At 72.0% G+C, this 18,280-nt stretch carries 16 protein-coding genes and 2 pseudogenes; 10 read left to right on the top strand and 8 right to left on the bottom strand.

The annotated features are described in order from the left end of the window. Positions 1 to 96 precede the first annotated feature (96 nt). The 3 genes and pseudogenes from AQJ64_RS28510 (at position 97) to AQJ64_RS52475 (ending at position 3,280) form a co-directional block, all read left to right on the top strand. Complete coding sequence (locus AQJ64_RS28510; protein WP_055637454.1) at positions 97 to 1,176, top strand: homoserine dehydrogenase; 1,080 nt, start codon at positions 97 to 99, stop codon at positions 1,174 to 1,176. Further along, positions 1,169 to 2,593, top strand: a complete 1,425-nt coding sequence (locus tag AQJ64_RS28505; protein ID WP_240512884.1) for an aldehyde dehydrogenase family protein — start codon at positions 1,169 to 1,171, stop codon at positions 2,591 to 2,593. Before AQJ64_RS28510 ends, AQJ64_RS28505 begins: the two co-directional genes overlap by 8 nt. 35 nt (positions 2,594 to 2,628) lie before the next feature. Then, positions 2,629 to 3,280: pseudogene (locus AQJ64_RS52475) on the top strand (lyase family protein). Here AQJ64_RS52475 and AQJ64_RS28495 read toward each other — a convergent pair. From AQJ64_RS28495 to AQJ64_RS28470, 5 genes are all read right to left on the bottom strand, one after another. After that, on the bottom strand, positions 3,261 to 3,701 hold the full coding sequence (locus AQJ64_RS28495; protein ID WP_055637456.1) for an Lrp/AsnC family transcriptional regulator: 441 nt from the start codon (positions 3,699 to 3,701) through the stop codon (positions 3,261 to 3,263). The pseudogene AQJ64_RS52475 and the gene AQJ64_RS28495 overlap by 20 nt on opposite strands. Positions 3,702 to 3,779: 78 nt before the next feature. Then, positions 3,780 to 4,544, bottom strand: coding sequence for a cyclase family protein (locus tag AQJ64_RS28490; protein ID WP_055637457.1), 765 nt, complete (start codon positions 4,542 to 4,544; stop codon positions 3,780 to 3,782). 15 nt (positions 4,545 to 4,559) lie between these two features. Next, on the bottom strand, positions 4,560 to 5,264 hold the full coding sequence (locus AQJ64_RS28485) for an HAD hydrolase-like protein (protein ID WP_063788839.1): 705 nt from the start codon (positions 5,262 to 5,264) through the stop codon (positions 4,560 to 4,562). Then, complete coding sequence (locus AQJ64_RS28480; RefSeq protein WP_059203103.1) at positions 5,261 to 6,715, bottom strand: amino acid permease; 1,455 nt, start codon at positions 6,713 to 6,715, stop codon at positions 5,261 to 5,263. The genes AQJ64_RS28485 and AQJ64_RS28480 overlap by 4 nt, the downstream gene beginning before the upstream one ends. Positions 6,716 to 7,110: 395 nt before the next feature. Further along, the gene (locus AQJ64_RS28470; RefSeq protein WP_055636765.1) at positions 7,111 to 7,596 is read right to left on the bottom strand and encodes a hypothetical protein; all 486 of its coding nucleotides are present in this window, start codon (positions 7,594 to 7,596) and stop codon (positions 7,111 to 7,113) included. Between the two features lie 126 nt (positions 7,597 to 7,722). Here AQJ64_RS28470 and AQJ64_RS28465 point away from each other — a divergent pair, with 126 nt between their 5' ends. Next, positions 7,723 to 8,487, top strand: a complete 765-nt coding sequence (locus AQJ64_RS28465) for an IclR family transcriptional regulator (protein ID WP_055636766.1) — start codon at positions 7,723 to 7,725, stop codon at positions 8,485 to 8,487. A 119-nt stretch (positions 8,488 to 8,606) separates the two neighbouring features. Here AQJ64_RS28465 and AQJ64_RS49215 read toward each other — a convergent pair whose 3' ends face one another. The 3 genes from AQJ64_RS49215 to AQJ64_RS28455 form a co-directional block, all read right to left on the bottom strand. Beyond that, positions 8,607 to 8,777 (bottom strand): NAD(P)H-binding protein, encoded by a 171-nt coding sequence (locus AQJ64_RS49215; protein WP_157881079.1) that lies wholly within the window; start codon positions 8,775 to 8,777, stop codon positions 8,607 to 8,609. A 358-nt stretch (positions 8,778 to 9,135) separates the two neighbouring features. Beyond that, the gene (locus AQJ64_RS28460) at positions 9,136 to 10,317 is read right to left on the bottom strand and encodes an ABC transporter substrate-binding protein (RefSeq protein ID WP_055636767.1); all 1,182 of its coding nucleotides are present in this window, start codon (positions 10,315 to 10,317) and stop codon (positions 9,136 to 9,138) included. 109 nt (positions 10,318 to 10,426) lie between these two features. Next, positions 10,427 to 11,875: a gamma-aminobutyraldehyde dehydrogenase gene (locus tag AQJ64_RS28455; RefSeq protein WP_055636768.1), complete on the bottom strand. Its 1,449-nt coding sequence runs from the start codon at positions 11,873 to 11,875 to the stop codon at positions 10,427 to 10,429. A gap of 166 nt (positions 11,876 to 12,041) precedes the next feature. On the opposite strand from AQJ64_RS28455, the gene AQJ64_RS28450 reads away from it, so the two are divergent. The 6 genes and pseudogenes from AQJ64_RS28450 to AQJ64_RS28425 all read left to right on the top strand — a co-directional run bounded on the left by AQJ64_RS28450 (position 12,042) and on the right by AQJ64_RS28425 (position 18,150). Then, entirely contained in the window at positions 12,042 to 12,557 is a 516-nt protein-coding gene (locus tag AQJ64_RS28450; RefSeq protein WP_055636769.1) for an Lrp/AsnC family transcriptional regulator, read from the top strand. Positions 12,558 to 12,559: 2 nt separating this feature from the next. After that, complete coding sequence (locus AQJ64_RS28445) at positions 12,560 to 13,924, top strand: aspartate aminotransferase family protein (RefSeq protein ID WP_055636770.1); 1,365 nt, start codon at positions 12,560 to 12,562, stop codon at positions 13,922 to 13,924. A 195-nt stretch (positions 13,925 to 14,119) separates the two neighbouring features. After that, positions 14,120 to 14,827 (top strand): annotated as a pseudogene (locus tag AQJ64_RS28440) (ABC transporter ATP-binding protein); the annotation flags it as partial. A 332-nt stretch (positions 14,828 to 15,159) separates the two neighbouring features. Then, positions 15,160 to 16,425 carry a hypothetical protein gene (locus tag AQJ64_RS28435; RefSeq protein ID WP_059203101.1) on the top strand — a complete coding sequence of 422 codons (1,266 nt, stop codon included), beginning with the start codon at positions 15,160 to 15,162 and terminating at the stop codon, positions 16,423 to 16,425. Positions 16,426 to 16,567: 142 nt separating this feature from the next. After that, a complete protein-coding gene (locus AQJ64_RS28430) occupies positions 16,568 to 16,987 on the top strand; it encodes a VOC family protein (RefSeq protein ID WP_055633738.1) in 420 nt (139 codons plus the stop codon). Positions 16,988 to 17,022: 35 nt separating this feature from the next. Further along, on the top strand, positions 17,023 to 18,150 hold the full coding sequence (locus AQJ64_RS28425) for an LOG family protein (protein WP_055633739.1): 1,128 nt from the start codon (positions 17,023 to 17,025) through the stop codon (positions 18,148 to 18,150). Positions 18,151 to 18,280: the final 130 nt, after the last annotated feature.

Here is an 18,280-nt window from a genome sequence, read left to right as displayed (position 1 = left end):
AGGGCCGCACTGACGCGCCGCGGCCCGAGGCTGAGCGTGTTCCCGCCGGCGGCCCGACGCCGGCGGACACGAGAGGGAGAGGAAGGTGAGGTCCCGATGGCCCGTTACGACATCGCGCTCATCGGATTCGGCGGGGTGAACCGTGCGCTCGCCGAGCTGATCGCCGCACGTGGAGACGGACTGGAGGCCGAACTCGGCTTCGCCCTGCGGGTGGTGGCCATCACCGATCTGCGGGCCGGATCGCTGGTCCGGACCGACGGCGACGGCATCGCGCTGGCCCCGCTGCTCGCGGTCGCCCCGGACGGGCTGGACTTCTCCGGCATGCCCGGAGGCAGCCCGGAGCCGCGCAACGAGTGGGTGATCCGCGAGGTGCCCGCCGACATCGTGGCGGAGGCCACCTTCACCAACCCCACGGACGGCGAGCCCGCCCTGTCCCATGTGCGCTGGGCGATCGAGGCCGGCAAACACGTGTGCACCACCAACAAGGGGCCCGTCGCGCTGCACGGCCCGGCCCTGAAGGAGCTGGCGCGGCAGGCCGGGGTGTCCTTCGAGTTCGAGGGGACGGTGATGTCGGGGACGCCGGTCCTGCGCACCGCGCGCCGGATGTTCGGCGGCCTGGCCGTGAACGGCTTCGAGGGCATCATGAACGGCACCTCCAACTACGTCCTCGGCCGTCTGGAGTCCGGTCTGTCCTTCGCGGACGCCGTCGCCGAGGCCCAGACCCTGGGGTACGCCGAGGCCGACCCGACGGCCGACGTCGAGGGCTACGACGTCCAGCTCAAGGTCATGATCCTCGCGAACGAGGTGCTCGGCGCCGAGCTCACCCGCGCCGACGTGCCCTGCACCGGTATCTCCGCCCTGACCGCCGAGGACGTCCGGCGGGCCGCCTCCGAGGGGCTGCGCTGGAAGCTGGTCGGTTCCGCCGAGCGGCACGCCGACGGCACGGTCGTCGCCCGGGTCGCGCCGGTCGCGCTGCCCGCCGAGCACCCGCTGGCCGGGGTCTCGGGCCCCACCAACGCCCTCGCCTTCCACACCGACCTGCTGGGCACCGTCACGGTCGGCGGCCCCGGCGCCGGCCGCACCGAGACGGCGTACGCCCTGCTCTCGGACGTCATCGGCATCCACCACCGGGCCGTCTCCGGCACCGGGATCCTTCAGGAGGCCCGCCGTGGCTGAGACCACCATGTACTCCGTGCCGCTGCCGGTCGGCGAGGGCATGTCCCCCGTGCGCAGCCCCTACGACGGCGAGACCATCGGCTCGGTCTGCCTCACCGCGGCCGACGCCGTGGACGAGGTCCTGCGGCGGGCCCGGACGGGCCGCACGACGGCCCGGTCGCTGTCCCGCGCCGCCCGGGCCTCCGTGCTCGACGGCGCGGCCCGGCTGATCGAGGAGCGTGCCGAGTCGTTCGCGCGGCTGATCGTCTCCGAGGCCGGCAAGACGATCACCCAGGCCCGCAAGGAGACGGGGCGCGCGGTGAACACCCTGCGGCTGTCGGCGGCCGAGGCGCGGCGCAACGCCGGTGAGGTCGTGCCGTTCGACGCGTACGCGGGGTCGGAGGGCCGCACGGGCTGGTTCACCCGGGAGCCGCTCGGGATCATCGCGGCCGTCACGCCGTACAACGACCCGCTGAACCTGGTCGCGCACAAGCTCGGGCCGGCGATCGCGGGCGGCAACGCGGTGGTGCTGAAACCGTCCCTGCTCACCCCGCTGTCCGCGCTGCGGCTGGTCGACACGCTGGTGGAGGCCGGGCTGCCGGAGGAGGTGGTGACCGTCGTCAACGGCGGCGCCGAGCTGGGGGCGGCCCTGGTCGCCGCGCCGGATGTGCGCATGGTGTCGTTCACCGGCGGTTTCCGCACCGGCGAGGCCATCGCGCGCTCGGCCGGGCTGAAGAAGCTCGCCATGGACCTGGGCGGCAACGCGCCGGTCGTCGTGCTGGCCGACGCCGACCTGGACGCGGCCGTGGAGGCCTGTGTGTCCGGGGCGTTCTGGGCGGCCGGGCAGAACTGCATCGGCACCCAGCGGATCCTGGTCGAGCGGGGCGTCTACGAGGCCTTCCGGGACGCCTTCGTCGCCCGGACCCGGCTGCTGCGCACCGGTGACCCGGCGGACGAGCGCACCGATGTCGGCCCCCTGATCAGCGAGCGGGCGGCGGCCGCCGCCGAGGCCACGGTCGCCGCGGCGCTGGCCGGCGGGGCGCGGCTGCTGTGCGGGCACGAGCGGGACGGTGCCCTGTACCCGCCGACCGTGCTGGAGGACGTGCCGGGCACGGCGGCCGTCTGGCGGGACGAGGCGTTCGCGCCCGTCGTCGTGCTCCAGGCCGTCGACTCCCTCGAGGAGGCGATCGAGCGGGCGAACGAGATCGACTTCAGCCTGCACGCGGGGATCTTCACCTCGTCCCTGGACCGGGCCATGGCGGCCGCCCGCCGGCTGGAGGCGGGCGGCGTGATGGTCAACGACTCCTCCGACTACCGCTTCGACGCGATGCCGTTCGGCGGCTTCAAGTACGGCAGCATGGGCCGCGAGGGCGTGCGCTTCGCCTACGAGGAGATGACCCAGCCGAAGGTCGTCTGCCTCAACGGGGCCGGCACGTAAGCGGTTTCCGTGTCGAGCATGACGCGCTCGGGGAGGTGCGCGTGCCGGCCGAGGCGTACTGGGGCGCGCACACCGCCCGCGCCCTGGAGAACTTCCGGGTCAGCGGGGTGCCCGTCGCCGCGCACCCCCACCTCGTCCGCGCCCTGGCCCTGGTGAAGCACGCGGCGGCCCTGGCCAACGGCGAGCTGGGCGTCCTCACGCCGCCCAAGGTGGAGGCCGTCTCCGCGGCCTGCCGGGCGATCGCGGAGGGCCGGCACCACGAGCAGTTCCCGGTGGACGTCGTCCAGGGCGGCGCGGGCACCAGCACCAAAAGTCCACCAACGACACCTACCCCACGGCCCTGAGGATCGCGGTCGCCGCCTCGCTGGGCGAACTGCGCACCGAACTCACCCTGCTCTCGGGGGCGTTCGCCGCGAAGGGCGAGGAGTTCGCGACCGTCGTCAAGGTCGGGCGCACCCAGTTGCAGGACGCGGTGCCGATGACCCCGGGCGGGAGTTCGCCGCGTTCGGCGTGCCCCTCGCCGAGGACGTCGAGCGGATCGGCGAGACGCTGCCGCTGCCGGCCGAGACCAGCCTCGGCGCGACCGCGATCGGCACCGGCATCGCCGCCGAACCGGGCTACGCGGAAGCCGTCGTACGGCATCTGCGGGCACTGACCGGCATGCCGCTCACACCTGCCGCCGGCTGACCACCCGGGACAGCGCCAGCGCTGTCACCGTGTCCCGTACACCGGGCATCTGGGCGATCTGTTCCCAGATGCCCTGTACGCGTTCCAGGGAGGCGGCCTCCACGCTGACCAGCAGGTCGAACTGGCCGCTGAGGACGTCGCAGGAGACCACCTCGGGGATGCGCCGGAGCGCGGCGAGGACGTCTCCGCCGCGCATCCGGTCCTGGCGGTAGACCAGGACGTGCGCGGTCACCGTCCCGCGGTCCGGGCCGTCCGACCGGCGGACGATCGTGTAGCCGCAGATGTGCCCCTGCCGTTCCAGCCGCTCGACGCGCTGGCGCACGGCGTTGCGGGAGAGACTCACCCGCTGGCCCAGTTCGGCGTGGGAGATACGGGCGTTGCGGGTGAGTTCGCTGATGATCTGCTCGTCGATGGTGTCCATGGTGATGTCGTCTCCTGACGGGCGAAAGCTCCGGCGGCCGGATCACCACGGCCGCCGGAGCTGGTGTGTGGAGGAGCCTCAGTCCGCTTGGTGCAGGGCGAAGACGCGGGCCGGGAAGCCCGAACCGCCCTGCGGCTTGGGCCAGGTGGCGACGATCAGCGCGCCGGCCTCGGGCACCCGGTCGAGGTGGGCCATCAGCTCGATCTGCCAGCGGTCCCGCTCCAGGACATAACTCTCCAGGCTGAAGTCACCGGCCGAGGTGGCGAGGCCCGGGTCGGTGTCGGTCTGCTCATGGCCGATCGCGGTGACCCCGGCCTCCTCGAAGAGGTACCGCAGGACCTCGGCCGACCAGCCGGGGTAGTGGCTGACGCCCTGCTCGTCCTTGTTGGCCATCGCGGCCGGGTCGGGCCAGCGCCGGCCCCAGCCGGTGCGCAGCGCCACGAACGCCCCTTCCGGGATGCGTCCGTTGCGCGCCTCCCAGGCCGCCACGTCCTCCAGGGCCGGTACGGCGTCCGGGTCGGCGGCGACGCGCTCGGTGATGTCGAGGACGACCAGGGGCAGGATCATCTCGTCGACGGGTATCTCGTCGAGCGGGCGGGCCCCGGCCACGAAGTGCACGGGCGGGTCGACATGGGTGCCCCACTGGCCGACGATCGTGTACAGGTGCACGTTGAAGCCGTCACCGCGGGACATGTCGAAGGGCATCTCGCGCTTCTCGTCCGGGAACGCGGGGAAGTGCGGCTGGCCCGGGTGGAAGGCGTGGGTGAGGTCCGTCCTGACCGTCTTCGCGATCAGGTCCCGGTGCAGGGCCCACAGCGGGGGCTCGGTGGTGGTGAAGGTCATGGCTGCTCGTCCTCTTTACTCGGCGGGGTCGTTGGCGACGGGGTCGTTGGCGACGGGGTCGTTCGTGGCGCTGTCCAGCAGGTCGATCAGGTGGGCCGGCACGGTGACGGAGGCGACCGCGCCGGCCGACTCCGCGGGGCCGCCGTACCCCCACCGCACATGCACGGCGGGGATCCCCTCGGCGGCGGCGCTCTCGATGTCGTAGGCGCGGTCGCCGACCATGAGCGGCCGGCGGACGTCCGCGCCGCGCGCCCGCAGCCGGGCCAGGCACTCGCGGATGACCCGCCGCTTCGTCGTACGGCCGGCCGCCTCGGAGACCCCGCAGACGGCCTGGAGCCGGGGCGCGAGGCCGAACCGGCGGGTCATCAGCTCGGCCTGGTCCTCCACCTTGGAGGTCGCGACGCCCATCGGGAGCCCGCGCCGGGCGAGCGCGTCGAGCAGGTCGGGGATCCCGGCGTACGGCGTGGCGGCCGACGCCCCGTTGCGGGCGTACTCGGCGCGGTAGGCCGTGAGGGCCGCGCGTGCGGTGGGCTCGTCGAGGCCGACCACGTTCCGGAAGCTGTCGTACATCGGCGGGCCGACCAGGGCGCGCAGGGCGCTCGCGTCGGGGACCGGGGCCCCGACGGACCGCAGCGCGTGGGCCGCGCTCGCGATCACGCCGGGGGCGGAGTCCAGGAGGGTGCCGTCGAGGTCGAGGAGCAGACAGGTGGGCGGCTTCACGCGGTGGCCCCCGAGGTGCGGTGCCGGCCGAACCGCAGCCAGTGGTAGAGGTAGCAGCCCGCCACGAACGGGACGCCGAAGTACAGCGCCGTGGCCTGGGCCGGGTCCAGCGCGATGCCGATCAGCGAGGCCAGGCACAGGGTGAGGGCGAGGAGCGGGACGACCGGGTGGAACGGGGTGCGGTAGGCGAGGGTCCGCAGGTCGCCGCCGCCGCGCAGGAACGCCCGGCGGTGCATGAGCTGGGAGGCGGCGATGGACATCCACACGCCGACCGCGGCGAACCCGGCGATCGACACCAGGACGAGGTAGACCGTCTCCGGCGCGGTCACACTGCTCACCAGGGAGGCCAGGCCGCCGAGCATGCTGAGCGAGAGGGCGATCAGCGGGATGCCGCGGCGGCTGAGCCTGCGCAGCGCCTGCGGGGCCTGCTTCTCTTCCGCGAGGGAGAACAGCATGCGGGCGCAGGAGTACAGACCGCTGTTGCCGGCCGAGAGCAGCGCCGTGATGATCACGAAGTTCATGACGTCGGCGGCGTAGGGGATGCCGACGGAGGAGAAGACGGTGACGAAGGGGCTCTCGTCCAGTCCGACCGTGTCGTACGGGATGGTGGCGGCGATCACCGTGATCGCGCCGACGAAGAAGACCAGCAGCCGGACGACGGTGACCCGCAGCGCCTTGGGGACGGCGGTGGCCGGGTCCTCGGTCTCGCCGGCGGCGACGCCGATCAGTTCGGAGCCGGAGAAGGCGTAGAAGGCGGCCAGCACGGTGACGAGGACGCCCGAGAAGCCGTTCGGGAACAGGCCGTCCGGGGTGTGGAAGTTCTCCAGGAGGAAGGGGTGGGAGCCGTCCGAGGCCATCGGGTGGAAGCCGAGCAGGGCCGCGCCGCCGAGCACGATGAGGGCGACCACGGCGACCACCTTCACCAGGGAGAACCAGTACTCGGTCTCGCCGAAGACCCGGGCCGAGAAGGCGTTCACCGCGAAGACGACGGCGGCGAAGACCACGCACCACACCCAGACGCCGACGGAGGGGAACCAGCGCTGCATCAGCAGCCCGCACGCGGTGAACTCGGAGCCGAGGGCGACGGCCCAGGTCAGCCAGTAGAGCCAGGCGGTGGTGAAGCCGGTGGCGGGGCCGATCGAGCGGGAGGCGTAGATGTGGAAGGCGCCCGAGACGGGGTAGACGACGGCGAGTTCACCGAGGCAGGCCATCACCAGCCAGACGACGAAGGCACCCACCAGATAGGCGAGGACGGCACCGAGCGGGCCGGCCTGGGAGACGGTGAACCCGGAGCTGAGGAAGAGCCCGGAGCCGATGACACCGCCCATCGCGATCATCACGAGATGCCGGGAGCGCATCGTGCGGCGCAGACCGTCGGAGGGCGGCTGGGCAGCGGAGTCGGAGTCGGCGGCGGCGGCCGGAGGGTTCTCCGGTACGGCTGAGACGGACATGGAGGTCTCCTCTGGGGAGCGGGGACGGGGATGCGGGTGGGTGTGGGGGGTGATCGGCAGGTCATGGCTGGGGGGTGGGGCCACTTTCGACGGGGGTGGGGCCGCGGTTGGCGGGGGGGAGAGAGAGGAGGCCGTGGTCGGCGGGAGGGGGGAGGAGGCCGTGGTCGGCGGGGTGAGGCCCGGGATCGCGGGGCGGGCGGCCGGGTGGGCGCGGTGGGTGGGCCCGTGGTGAGGGCGGTTCCGGCCGCTCCGGTGCGACTGTCGGACCTGCGGAGCCTGCGGGGTCTGCGGAGCCTGCGGGGTCTGCGGAGCCTGCGGGGTCTGCGGAGCCTGCGGGGTCTGCGGGGTCTGCGGGGTCTGCGGGGTTGCAGGGCTTGCGGAGCCTGCGGGGTCGGTCAGGCCGGGGTGACGAGGTCCAGGGGGGCGGACAGTTCGATGACCGGGATCTCCCAGGGGTGGGCGTCGATGAGGCGGGCGAGGATCCGGGACAGCGCGTCCTCGTCCGTCGCGGCGTCGACGTACGTGGTCACGGCGAGGGTCGAGGAGAGGAAACGTCCGCCGACCGAGCCGAGGGCGGGCCGGGCGCCGGGCCGGACGGTGAAGCCCTCCGCGCCCAGGGCGACCTCGAAGACATCGCCGTAGACCCCGAAGTCCCCCAGCTCGGGCGAGGTCTCCAGGACCCGCAGCAACGAGGCGAAGGACTCGTCCGAGCGCAGGACGTCGAGGTCGCCCCGCGCACACGCGGCCAGCGTCGCCGTTCCAACCGGCCAGTAGACCTTGACCGTCCGGACCGTCCGGCGCCGGACGCCCCCGCGGGCCTCGCCCCGGGCGGACCCCCGGGCCGGTCCGGCGGATTCCGGAGTGATCGTCGTCGTAGCCATGCGTATGCGTCCCTCGGTGTTCGGCGGCGGCTGATGCAAGGATGCTAAGCGTGCATTAAATGCACGGCAAGATGCAGATGCTGCACGATTCATGATCTCGAGGGACGGTGACGGTACAGTGCGCACGTGGACTCGACCGTGGTGAAGGGCCTGGAGGCGCTGTCGGCACTCGCCCGGGGAACGGCCGAGGGTCTACGGCACGGCTCCGCCGCGTCCGTCGCGGAACTGGCCCGCCGGATGGGCCGCGACCGCAGCCAGCTCTCCCGTACCGTCACCGCGATGACCGCGGAGGAGTTCGTCACCCGGGACGACGTCTCGGGGGGCGTCACCCCGCACTGGCGGCTCTACGCGGCGGCCCGCGACCTCACCGCACACCGGTTGCGCACCGACGGGCTCACCGCGCTGGAGGGCATGGCCACCGAGACCGGCGAGAGCTGCTACCTGGGTGTCCTGGTCGGCGACACCACCGTGACCGTCGCCGAACGGGTGCCCCCGGGCAGCCGGCAGCTCGGCTCGTGGATCGGCCGCCCCTACCCGGCCTACTGCAGCGACTGCGGACAGGCACTGCTGAGCGACGCCGACGACGACGAGGTCGCCGCGGTCTTCGCCCGCACCGAGTTCACACCCCACGGCCCGAGGACCCCCACCGGCCTGGACGACTTCCTGCGCCGGCTGGCCGTGACCCGGGAGCGCGGCTACTCGATCGTCGACGAGGAGGCCGAACCGGGCCTGTACTCGGTCGCCGTGCCGGTCCGCGACTTCACCGACGAGATCGTCGCCGCCGTGCAGGTCGTCGGACCGCGCCACCGTCTGGAACCCAGGACGCAGGAGTGCGTGGCGGCCGCCCTGCGCTGGGGCCGCCGGCTGGAGACGGCGCTGCGCGGCGCCTGAGCGCGGCCGGCTTCCGGAAATCTCCCAGCCCGTGCACCACCCCGCCACCGGCGCCGATCGGGCCCGCGTCGCCCTGGGCGGCTCCGCCGAGGTCGACGCCGCCGTTCAACTGGGCCGGATCATCTCCGCCTGCCCGTCGGCAGGCCGTCGCCCACGCTGTGCGTGCCCTTGACGGGGTCGTTGGTCAGCCGGGCCGGGAGGACGATGGTCCAGTCCAGCCCGCTGGAGCGGATGCTCTCGTCGACGGGGCCGCGGTGAACAGCTCCTGCCGGCTTCCCGGCGCTGGGCACTGGATCGACCACAACAGGCCGCCCGTTCCCGACACCGGCACGCCGCGGGGAGACCTCCCGGCTCACCTGGTGAGCCAGTCCGACACGCGGGTTCCGGAGATCAGGGCCGTGTTCGGATCGCGATGCGGCGGGCCGGCCGAGGAGCCTGCCGCTCGATCCCGTCGGCCTCGCACTCACGCAGACCCATGAGGTGGTGCCCCCGGCGTGATCGAGGAGATCCTGGACACCCTCGTCCTGCCTCTCGTCGCCCCGCGCGACTGAGTCGACGTTGGCGTACCGGAAGTCGATCGGCGTGTGGTCGCGAAGAAGCTGCCCCCTCGAACCGACGCCCACGGCGTCACGGTGACCCGCCGCGCGGTCACAGCCCCACGATCGCGTTCCAGCTCCGGGTGAACTCCAGCCGTTCCGTGGAGGTGATGTCGCGGGCGACGGCGAGGCGGGCGCGCATCTCCTTGTCGGGGAAGATCAGGGGGTTGCCGGCGAGGGCGGCCGTCTCCTCGTCGTCGGAGTCGGCGAGGACCGCCTGGGCGGCGGGGACGGGGCAGACGTAGTTGACCCAGGCCGCGAGTTCGGCGGCGGCCTCGGGCTCGTAGTAGTAGTCGACGAGCCGCTCGGCGTTGCTCTTGTGGCGGGCGAGGTCGGGGATCATCAGGGAGTCCGACCACAGCTCGCCGCCCTCCTCGGGGACGACGAAACGGATGTCGGGGTTGTCCGCCTGGAGCTGGATGACATCGCCGGAGTACGCCTGGCAGGCCAGGACGTCACCGCTGACCAGGTCCTTGGTGTAGTCGTTGCCGGTGAAGCGGCGGATCTGGCCGTTCCCGACCTGCTTCTCCACCTGCTCGCACACGGTGCGGAAGTCGTCGGCCGTCCACCGGGTGATGTCGACGCCGTTGCCCTGCATCAGCAGCGCGAAGGCCTCGTCCAGCCCGGAGAGCAGGGTGACCCGGCCCTTGAGGTCGCTCGCCCACAGGTCGGAGACGGCGCGTATGTCGCGGCCGAGCCTGCGCCGGTCGTAGGCGATGCCGGTGATGCCCGACTGGTAGGGCACGGTGTACGTGCGGCCCGGGTCGAAGGCGGGGGAACGCAGCAGCGGGTCCAGGTACTCGGCCACGTTCGGCTGGCGGTCGCGGTCCATCTCCTGGACCCAGCCCAGCCGTACGAACCGCGCGCACATCCAGTCGCTGATGACGATCAGGTCCCGGCCGGTCTGCTGATGGTTCATCAGCGAGGGGCTGATCTTGCCGAAGAACTCGTCGTTGTCGTTGATCTCCTCGACGTAGTCGACGGATATCCCGGTGCGCTCGGTGAAGGCGTCCAGGGTCGGCCGGTCCGTCGGGTCGTCGTCGTCCGTGTCGATGTACAACGGCCAGTTCGCCCAGGTCAGTTGCCTGTCACTGGCGGACACATCGACCCCGGCCCGCTCACCGGGCCGCACATAGGCGGCCCGCACCCCACAGCCGGCGAGGGCACCGAGCCCGGTGGTCCCGGCTACGGCACGGAGAAGGGAACGGCGGGGCAGCGAGAAGGTGTCGGGCAAGAAGGGCTCCAAAGAAGCATGCGGTACGGTCCCCGCGCCCAGGGGCGCGGGGACCTGCGCGACCGGCCACAACGGGCCCGCGGACGACAGACGGCCATCCCCCGGAGCGCTACGCCTCCAGCGACGTCATCACGTGCTTGATGCGCGTGTAGTCGTCGAAGCCGTACGCCGAAAGGTCCTTGCCGTAGCCGGACTTCTTGAAGCCGCCGTGCGGCATCTCCGCGACCAGCGGGATGTGGGTGTTGATCCACACGCAGCCGAAGTCGAGCTTCTTGGACATGCGCATCGCCCGGCCGTGGTCCTTGGTCCACACCGAGGAGGCGAGGGCGTACTCGACGCCGTTGGCCCACTCGACCGCCTGCTCCTCGTCCGAGAAGGACTGGACGGTGATGACCGGGCCGAAGACCTCCTTCTGGATGATCTCGTCGTCCTGCTTGAGCCCGGAGACCACGGTCGGGGCGTAGAAGTAGCCCTTGTCGCCGACCTGGTGGCCGCCGGCCTCGACCTTGGCGTGGGCGGGGAGACGCTCGATGAAGCCGGTGACCTGCTTCAGCTGGTTCGGGTTGTTCAGCGGGCCGTACAGGACGTCCTCGTCGTCCGGCTGCCCGGTCTTCGTCTCGGCCGCGGCCTTGGCGAGCGCGGCGACGAACTCGTCGTGGATCGACTCCTGGACGAGGACGCGGGTGGCCGCCGTACAGTCCTGGCCGGCGTTGAAGAAGCCCGCCACGGAGATGTCCTCGACGGCCTTCGGGATGTCGGTGTCCTCGAAGACGACGACCGGCGCCTTGCCGCCCAGCTCCAGGTGGACGCGCTTGACGTCCTTGGCCGCCGACTCGGCGACCGACATGCCGGCGCGCACCGAGCCGGTGATGGAGGCCATCGCCGGGATGGGGTGCTCGACCATCAGCCGGCCGGTGTCACGGTCGCCCGTGACGACGTTGAAGACGCCCTTGGGCAGGATCGAGCCGAGGATCTCGGCGATCAGGACCGTGGAGGCGGGAGTGGTGTCCGAGGGCTTCAGGACGACCGTGTTGCCGGCCGCGATCGCCGGGGCGAACTTCCACACGGCCATCATCATCGGGTAGTTCCACGGCGCGACCTGGGCACAGACGCCGACCGGCTCACGGCGGACGATCGAGGTCATCCCGTCCATGTACTCGCCCGCGCTGCGGCCCTCCAGCATCCGGGCCGCGCCCGCGAAGAAGCGGATCTGGTCGACCATCGGCGGGATCTCCTCGGAGCGGGTCAGCCCGACCGGCTTGCCCGTGTTCTCCACCTCGGCCGCGATCAGTTCCTCGGCGCGCTCCTCGAAGGCGTCCGCGATCTTCAGCAGGGCCTTCTGCCGCTCGGACGGGGTGGTGTCCCGCCAGCCCGGGAAGGCCGCGGCGGCGGCCGCCATCGCGGCGTCCACGTCCGCGGCACCGGACAGCGGCGCGGTCGCGTACGCCTCGCCCGTCGCCGGGTTGACCACCTCGGTGGTCCGTCCGTCGGCGGCGTCCCGGAACTCACCGGCGATGTAGTTCCGTAGGGTGCGCAGCTGACGCAGCTCGGTGCTCACTGACCGGCCCTCCAGTTTCGGGTGTCCATTGGCTGAGACACCCACAGTAATCCGCGCGCCCACGTTTTCAACACCCCCGATCGCGCGATGACTGCGGAATCCGCAGATCTCAGTAGCGTAAACAACGAATTTCATCGCCATGGCCTTGCGGAACTGTCGAGACGTCGTGCACAGTGAGGCCGTGGCCAGTCGAAGCGCAGAGCACAGGGACTCCCGCGAGTCCAGGAACGGCACCCCTCACCTGGATGCCGTCAGCCTCGCCATCATCGAACAGCTCCAGGAGGACGGCCGCCGGCCGTACGCCGCGATCGGCAAGGCCGTCGGCCTGTCCGAGGCGGCCGTGCGCCAGCGCGTGCAGAAGCTGCTCGACCAGGGCGTGATGCAGATCGTCGCCGTCACGGACCCGCTCACCGTGGGCTTCCGCCGGCAGGCGATGGTCGGGATCAACGTCGAGGGCGACGTGGAGTCCATAGCCGAGGCGCTCACCGACATGCCCGAGGTCGAGTACGTGGTGATGACCGCGGGCTCGTTCGACATCCTCGCCGAGATCGTCTGCGAGGACGACGACCACCTGCTGGACGTCATCAACAAACGCATCCGTGCCCTGCCCGGCGTGCGCTCCACCGAGAGCTTCGTCTACCTGAAGCTGAAGAAGCAGACCTACATGTGGGGAACCCGATAACCGTGACCGAGAAGGACCTCAGCCGCACCGCGTACGACCACCTGTGGATGCACTTCACCCGCATGTCCTCGTACGAGCACTCGCCCGTCCCGACGATCGTCCGGGGCGAGGGCACCCACATCTACGACGACAAGGGCAAGCGCTACCTGGACGGTCTCGCCGGCCTGTTCGTGGTCCAGGCCGGCCACGGCCGCACGGAGCTGGCGGAGACCGCCTTCAAGCAGGCGCAGGAGCTCGCGTTCTTCCCGGTGTGGTCCTACGCCCACCCCAAGGCCGTCGAGCTGGCGGAGCGCCTCGCCGACCACGCGCCGGGCGACCTGAACAAGGTCTTCTTCACCACGGGCGGCGGCGAGGCCGTCGAGACCGCGTGGAAGCTGGCCAAGCAGTACTTCAAGCTCACGGGCAAGCCGACCAAGCACAAGGTCATCTCCCGCGCGGTCGCCTATCACGGCACCCCGCAGGGCGCCCTGTCCATCACCGGCCTGCCGGCCCTCAAGGCGCCCTTCGAGCCGCTCGTGCCCGGCGCCCACAAGGTTCCTAACACCAACATCTACCGCGCCCCGATCTTCGGTGACGACCCCGAGGCCTTCGGCCGCTGGGCCGCCGACCAGATCGAGCAGCAGATCCTCTTCGAGGGCCCGGACACCGTCGCCGCGGTCTTCCTGGAGCCGGTCCAGAACGCGGGCGGCTGCTTCCCGCCCCCGCCGGGCTACTTCCAGCGGGTCCGCGAGATCTGCGACCGCCACGACGTCCTGCTCGTCTCCGACGAGGTCATCTGCGCCTTCGGCCGACTGGGCACGATGTTCGCCTGCGACAAGTTCGGCTACGTACCGGACATGATCACCTGCGCCAAGGGCATGACCTCCGGGTACTCCCCCATCGGCGCGTGCATCATCTCCGACCGGCTCGCCGAGCCGTTCTACAAGGGTGACAACACGTTCCTGCACGGCTACACCTTCGGCGGCCACCCGGTGTCGGCGGCGGTCGGCCTCGCCAACCTCGACCTGTTCGAGCGCGAGGGGCTGAACCAGCACGTCCTCGACAACGAGTCCGCGTTCCGCGCCACCCTGGAGAAGCTGCACGACCTGCCGATCGTCGGCGACGTCCGCGGCAACGGCTTCTTCTACGGCATCGAGCTGGTCAAGGACAAGGCGACCAAGGAGTCCTTCGACGAGGCCGAGACCGAGCGCGTCCTGTACGGCTTCCTCTCCAAGGCCCTCTTCGAGAACGGTCTGTACTGCCGTGCCGACGACCGCGGCGACCCGGTCGTCCAGCTCGCCCCGCCGCTGATCTCCAACCAGGAGACCTTCGACGAGATCGAGCAGATCCTGCGCGCCACGCTGACGGAGGCCTGGACGAAGCTGTGATCAACTGACCCTGTGATCAACACCGGCCCCGGTGTCCGCCGTGCGAGTGAGAAACGGCGCACCGGGGCCGTGTGCTGTCCCCAAGCCCGCCGCGACCTCCTTAGCGTGCTCGTGACCGATCGGCCCTGCCTTCGTTCCCCCGGACGGGGGATGCGCAGGGAACTCAGGGATCTGAACGAACCGAGGTGTACGCCCATGGAGGCCCCGCCGGACAACGACGTGCTCTGGGCACGCTCGCTGCACTTCACGCACCGCGACGGATCACCGGCACTCGGCGGAGTCTCGCTGGGCGTCCGGGAGGGCGAGATCCTCGCCGTCAGCGGGCCGCGCGGCAGCGGCAAGACGACCCTGCTGCACTGCCTGTCCGGCCTGGTGCCCGCCCAGCGGGGCGAGGTCTGGTTCAACAGCGTCCCCGTGCACACCATGGGCCCGATGGCCCGCGAACGACTGCGCCGCGACCGCTTCGGCTGGATCGACCCGGCCCCGGTGCTCGTCCCCGAACTGAACGTCTGGGAGAACGCGGCCCTCCCCCTGATGCTGCGCGGCACCAGCCGCCGCCGCGCCAAGGCCGCCGCGCTGGAGTGGCTGGAGCGCCTCGACGTCGGCGACAAGTCCCGCAGCCGGCCGCACGAGCTGACCCAGGCGGAACGCCAGCGCGTCTGCATCACCCGCGCGCTCGCCCCCGCCCCCTCCATCCTCTTCGCGGACGAACCGACGGCCCCGCTCCACCGCTCCGACCGCGCCCACGTCCTGCGCACCCTCACCACCGCGGCCCGCTCCCACGGCATCACGGTCGTCCTCGCCACCCACGACCCGGAGACCGCCGCCCTGGCCGACCGCCGCGTAACCCTCCTGGACGGCCGCCAGGTCACCACCCTCCACCTCCCCCCGCCCCCGGACACCCCCGCACACGCAGGCCCCGAGCCCCGGCGAACGACGGGGGGCCGGAGGATTCGGGACGACCGGGCAGCCCGGACGGACCAGGCGGAGGGGGCGGGCCGGGCAGAGCGGGAAGGCCGGGGCGAGCCCGTGAGCCGGGGCGAGGCAGCGGGTGCCGGTGAGCCGGAACCCGGGACGGAGCCGGACGGCCGCAGGTCGACACCGACCGGCCCGGATGAACCGCAACGTCCGGCACATGGGCGCGGCGAACAGAACGGCCCGGATGAACCGGAACGTCCGGCGGATGGGCCTGGGGCGTCGGACGGCCGGGGTGAGGCGGAAGGACGGGGGGCCGCGTGCTCGCTCTCCGTCTGACCCGCAGCGCGCATCCCGCCGTACAGGCGCGCCGCCTCCTGGTCGCGGCGGCCTCGGCGGCCACCGGCTTCCTCCTGCTGTCCACCCTCGGCCACGCCCTGGCCCACCCCGAGGCCTCCGCGGGCTCCCTGCTCCGCCTCGCCTGGTGCACGGTCCCCCTGGCCACCACCGTCCACCTCGCCCTCGCGGTCGCCCGCACCGACCCCGGCACCCGCCCCCGCCCCGGTCTGGCGGCCATCGGCCTGGGCCCGGCCCGTCTGATGGCCGTCTCGGCGACCACGACGGCCCTGTCGACCCTGCTCGGCTCGATGCTGGCCCTCCTTCTCTTCCTCCACCTGCGCGGCGACCTCACCGGCATGCCCTTCGACGGAGCGGCGACCGACTTCCTGGCCGCGGACCACCCCCTGCCGCTGCCGGCGGCGCTCACCCTGCTCTCCCTGGTCCCGGCCACGGCCTCCGTCGCGGTGGCCGTGAGCCTCTGCCCCAGAGACACCCTCGTGGCAGCCCGCTCGGCCGCCGGATTCCTCGCCGCTCGCCCCTCCCGTCAGCCTGCGGGCAGCCGTACCCCCGGGGCGGCGCAGGACAGCGCGCCCCACCCCCCGGCCCCCACCGACGGCACCGAAGAACCCCCCGACCACCTGCCCGACCCCACCGCCCTCCCCTGGGGCGCCGCCCTCCTGGCCACCGGCCTCGCCGTGGAGGGCTACGCCAGCCGTACCTCCACCGCCGCCGCCCTCCCCCTCCCCACCGGCCTCCCCACCGCCCCCACCGCGGTCCTCCTCGGCTGGACCCTCACGGCGATCGGCCTGGCCCTCGCCGGCCCCGGCCTCACCCACCTCTGCGGCCGCCTCCTCCAGACCGCCCGCCCCGGCGCCCTCCGCCTCCTCGCGGGCCGTGGCCTGATGCAGGAGGCCGCCCGCATCGGCCGCCCCCTGGGCGTGGTCTGCGCGGTGGCCTCGGGCGCGTACGCGGTGGCCGCCCTGTACGACCCCGCCGACCCCTCCTCCGGCCCCCTCACCACCCTCGGCGCCGCGGTCGTGGCGTGCTGCACGGTCGCCACGCTCCTGACGACCGCCGTCGAGGCGAGGCAGGCCCGCGCCGACACCACGGCCGCCCTGCTCCGTCTCGGCGCCCCCAGCAAGACCCTGCGCATCGCCGCCGCCCTGCGCACCGGCGCGCTCCTGAGCCTCTTCGTCCCCCTGACCCTGATGGTGGCGGAGCTGGCCTCCCTCCCCCTGGCCCACTGAGCACGCCGTACCTCCCTCGTACGAAAAAACATCGCGCCACGGCGATGAGTTCCGCGCGACCCCCCGGTCTACCCCACCGAACAGCACGCAACGGGACGCGCACACCGCGCACACCGCACCCACCCCTCGATGGGAGAGACCGATGACCGCCCCCGCCCACCAGCAGATGATCTTCGTCAACCTGCCCGTGACCGACCTCGACGCCTCGAAGAAGTTCTTCACCGAGCTGGGCTACTCGCTCAACCCCCAGTTCAGCGACGACAACGCGGCCTCGGTGGTCATCAGCGACACGATCGTCGCGATGCTGCTCACCAAGCCGTTCTACGCGACCTTCACCAAGAAGGAGATCGCGGACGCCACGAAGACCAGCGAAGTCCTCGTCGCGCTGAGCTCCGAGAGCCGCGAGAAGGTCGACGAGCTGGTCGACCGCGCGCTCGCCCTCGGCGCCACCCCCAGCGGCCAGACGCAGGACATGGGCTTCATGTACGGCCGTTCCTTCGACGACCTCGACGGGCACACCTGGGAGATCGTCTGGATGGACCCGGCGGCCGTCGAGGGCTGAGCCCGCGGCCGCACGGCAGTGCCTAGCATGGGCGGGTGCATCCGACGACACCCGCCCAGCCGTTCGACGGTTCCCACGATCGTGAGATCGAGTCCCTCGCCGAATTCGACGAGGTGGTCCGCGACTTCGGCACCCTCTCCCACTTCCGTTTCCAGTCCGTCGACCTGACGGACCGTACGGACGTCCTGCTCGCGCTCGACACCTCGGCCGCCCTGTTCCTGGGCTGCCCGATGACCCCGGACGCGGCGGCCAAGGCCCGTGCCTCGGGCGCCCTGGTCTTCCCTCCTGTGCCGGGCCTGTCCTTCGACCCGTACCGCGGCTTCGTCTACACCCCCGACGAGCTGTTCGCCTCCCTCGACGAGGGGTACGAGGCGACCCCCGACGCCCGTACCTACGCCTGGTTCCAGCAGACCAAGTCCGACGGCGACATCTTCGGCTCGATGCTCCGCTCGCTCCACGACGACGCGGTCTCCGACGCCCTCGACGAACTCCTCGTCGGCGCCCGGGTGGTGGGCGTGATGGGCGGACACGCGATGGCGCGCGGCACGGAGGCGTACGCCGGTGCGGCCCGCCTCGGCCGTGAACTCGCCCGCGAAGGGCTCATGGTGGCCACCGGCGGCGGCCCCGGCGCGATGGAGGCGGCGAACCTCGGCGCCTACGCCGCCCCGTTCGACGGCGCGATGCTCACCGACGCCCTGCGGCTGCTCGCCAAGGCGCCGAGGTTCACGCCCTCGGTCACCGACTGGGCCCGGGCCGCCTTCGAGGTGCGCGCCACCTGGCCCGGCGGCGGCCCCTCGGTGGGCATACCGACCTGGTTCTACGGCCATGAGCCGCCGAACCCGTTCGCCGCGCACCTCGCCAAGTACTTCTCCAACGCCACCCGCGAGGACGGCCTGCTGGCCCGCTGCAACGCCGGTGTGGTCTTCCTGCCGGGCGCCGCCGGGACCGTACAGGAGATCTTCGACAACGCGACGCCCAACTACTACGAGTCGCGCGGCGAGCCGACGCCGATGGTGCTGGTGGACCGGGAGCACTGGACCGAACGGCTGCCGGCCTGGCCGTTGTTGTGTTCACTCGCCCGGGAGCGGTCGATGGAGTCCCGTATCGCCCTCGTTGACCGGATCGAGGAGGCTCCGGCGGCCTTGAAACGTCTCGCAGGTTAATAAGCGGGCAAAGCCAACCGCTGGGAGCCCTCCCCGCATTGACACTTCTTATGGAACGCTTATAGATCTGTGTGTCTGCTGGGGATGGTGACGCACTCGGCATCACCGGGGGCGCCATCTCCCCCTCCAC

It is taken from the genome of Streptomyces griseoruber, assembly GCF_001514205.1.
In the GTDB taxonomy this organism is placed as follows: domain Bacteria; phylum Actinomycetota; class Actinomycetes; order Streptomycetales; family Streptomycetaceae; genus Streptomyces; species Streptomyces griseoruber.
Note: the sequence above shows the minus strand (reverse complement) of the source record. Positions and strands in the feature narration are given on the sequence as shown.